The sequence below is a fragment of the Janthinobacterium sp. LPB2021202312-11-4 genome (assembly GCF_037049705.1).
Classification (GTDB): Bacteria; Pseudomonadota; Gammaproteobacteria; order Pseudomonadales; family Pseudomonadaceae; genus Aquipseudomonas.
On the sequence record NZ_JBAGKV010000077.1, the window covers coordinates 1 to 2,061 of the forward strand.

Annotated in this window: 3 protein-coding genes; 1 reads left to right on the forward strand and 2 read right to left on the reverse strand. The window is 49.7% G+C overall.

The genetic code is table 11. The features are described from left to right. Positions 1 to 353: 353 nt before the first annotated feature. Positions 354 to 785 carry a hypothetical protein gene (locus V5E99_RS30870; RefSeq protein ID WP_499806301.1) on the reverse strand — a complete coding sequence of 144 codons (432 nt, stop codon included), beginning with the start codon at positions 783 to 785 and terminating at the stop codon, positions 354 to 356. Between the two features lie 68 nt (positions 786 to 853). On the opposite strand from V5E99_RS30870, the gene V5E99_RS30875 reads away from it, so the two are divergent. Next, positions 854 to 1,123, forward strand: coding sequence for a helix-turn-helix domain-containing protein (locus V5E99_RS30875; protein ID WP_499806302.1), 270 nt, complete (start codon positions 854 to 856; stop codon positions 1,121 to 1,123). Between the two features lie 409 nt (positions 1,124 to 1,532). Here V5E99_RS30875 and V5E99_RS30880 read toward each other — a convergent pair whose 3' ends face one another. Then, positions 1,533 to 1,865 carry a hypothetical protein gene (locus tag V5E99_RS30880; RefSeq protein ID WP_499806304.1) on the reverse strand — a complete coding sequence of 111 codons (333 nt, stop codon included), beginning with the start codon at positions 1,863 to 1,865 and terminating at the stop codon, positions 1,533 to 1,535. Positions 1,866 to 2,061 lie beyond the last annotated feature (196 nt).

Sequence of the window (2,061 nt, forward strand, 5' to 3'; positions counted from 1 at the left end):
GTTAGAGGCCTTTCAGAGCTGGAAATTATTCAAATGACAGGATTTTCATCATTAATGATTTCTAGCTGTTTCAGTACTCTGAATTCGGACGCGCGTGGGTGAATAAATCATATTTTGTATAGCTCGCTCTCTTTGTTAACTAATGAGGAGCTGAAGAGTCTAGGATTAGAAATGCGGGCTGACGGTGAGTGGATGCGAGTTCGCCTACATCATTTATCCGCCAATAGCCCAAACCCCCGCCATAATGTCACGACATGAGTAGATACTTAGGCTAAGGACAGTCGCAATCATCTAGGGCAATATATCAGCAGCTTAAGATTTCCTCCAAATAATTTCGTATTTTTGTATTAAACTCATAGCCTCAAGTTATCTCTTTTGTATATTAAATTTTTTTCTACATCATTTTTTGTGCTTTCCAGCGCTTCCTGTAATGTAGTGTAGCATCCGTTTTCAACCTCGTAGCATTCAAAGCTGCCTCCGTGCTTATTATGGAGCAGAGAAAACTCTAAAAGTCTTTCCATCTTCCATCTTTCGCTTCCATTTATGCTAGGGGGAGTGACTAGTTGTACATCCGTAATCCGAATGGTTTTCCCGTGCTGCTCTAACAGTTCAATGAATATTGTGGGGTCCATTACCTGGACCATGGCCGTATTCTGATTTTTTGAAGCAACTACTGCTGCGTAAAACCATGGTAATGCGAGGCTGTGTTCAACACAGCCCCAATGAAAGCATCCGTTCTCCCCCGTTGGCGATCCCAAAATGGTAGATATGTCTGTACGAAACATGCTAAATCCTCTAATAAGCCCTATAGGGCTCGACGGCGCTTCATATTCCCTTTTTGCGGGTCGAAAAAATGGAATTGAAGCGAGCTTTCGGGCTTACCCTCAAGCGTATGCGGATTCAAAAGGGGTTCACCCAGGAGGACTTCTCACTGGTAAGTAGCCGAACGTACCTCAGCACCCTGGAGCGAGGCCTGAAGTGCCCTACGCTTGAAAAACTCGAGGACCTTGCGGCTGTAATCGGCGTGCACCCAGTAACCCTGCTGGTTGCCGCATATACAGCCGAGGGTGGAATCGCTGCTCAGGATGCTTTGCTCGAAAAAATTAGGGCTCAACTCTCATGAGTCCTGCTATCGACACCGGTACCCAATTTATAAAACGGGTCAACTTGAGCTGACCCTAGCTCATCCGTGAACGCTATCGCTCAGGGTTGAGCTATCCGTAGCTCATCCGTGCACGCTATTGCTCTGAGTTGAGCTGGGCCTAGCTCATCCTTGAGCGAAGTCTGCCCTACCCATTTGACTAACGGTACACGGTCAGCAAATTTTGCGGACCTCCCTAAACGCCTCACTCTGTTCCAAGGCAGAGCTGCGACGGTCACCTAAATCGATCAGCGCATCGAGTATGCGCAGCAAGCCTATTGACTGGTCCTGATCGAGGGGAAAGTGCTTATCTGCAAGACGTTGCACTGCTGCGGCTATGCGCGCCGGTAACGCAGTGCCTGTCCAGCTACCCAGTGCCAATTCAAGTGATTCAAGTGCGGCTGACACCTGTCGAATGAACGCGTCCAAGCACATCGCCAATGCCGTTATCGCAGTAGAAGCTGCTCGGAAACCACGCTCGATAGGGCTCTAAACCTTGGTCCCGAGAGGTTGCCAGGACTTTCCAGTTGTTGAGGGTGACATGTGTTTCAACGACCCTGAGCAGATCGATGATGATGCCCTTCTGATCCAGCGGGATCCTATCGATACCATCGATAAACAGGATCGGCGTTCCGGCGCTACCAATTTCCGCCAGGATTTCTTCTGCGGTATGCCGTAGGCCCAGCGCTGCAGAGAAAGCAGACCAACTTCTGGGCGTCGACATCTTTAATTGGCTTGAGCTTGGTAAATTGGCTGACCGACAAATTACCTCTGTACCCCTGCAATGCCCCCTCGGCGGAGGCGACCTTCGCGGTACAGTCCCGCACTGTCGCGGACTCGATGTCGAATTTCGTCCGTTGGGCTACAGCCGCGTCGCCAAGGGCCAGATTGAGTAGCGCCTCCCGTTGCTCGGGAAGAAC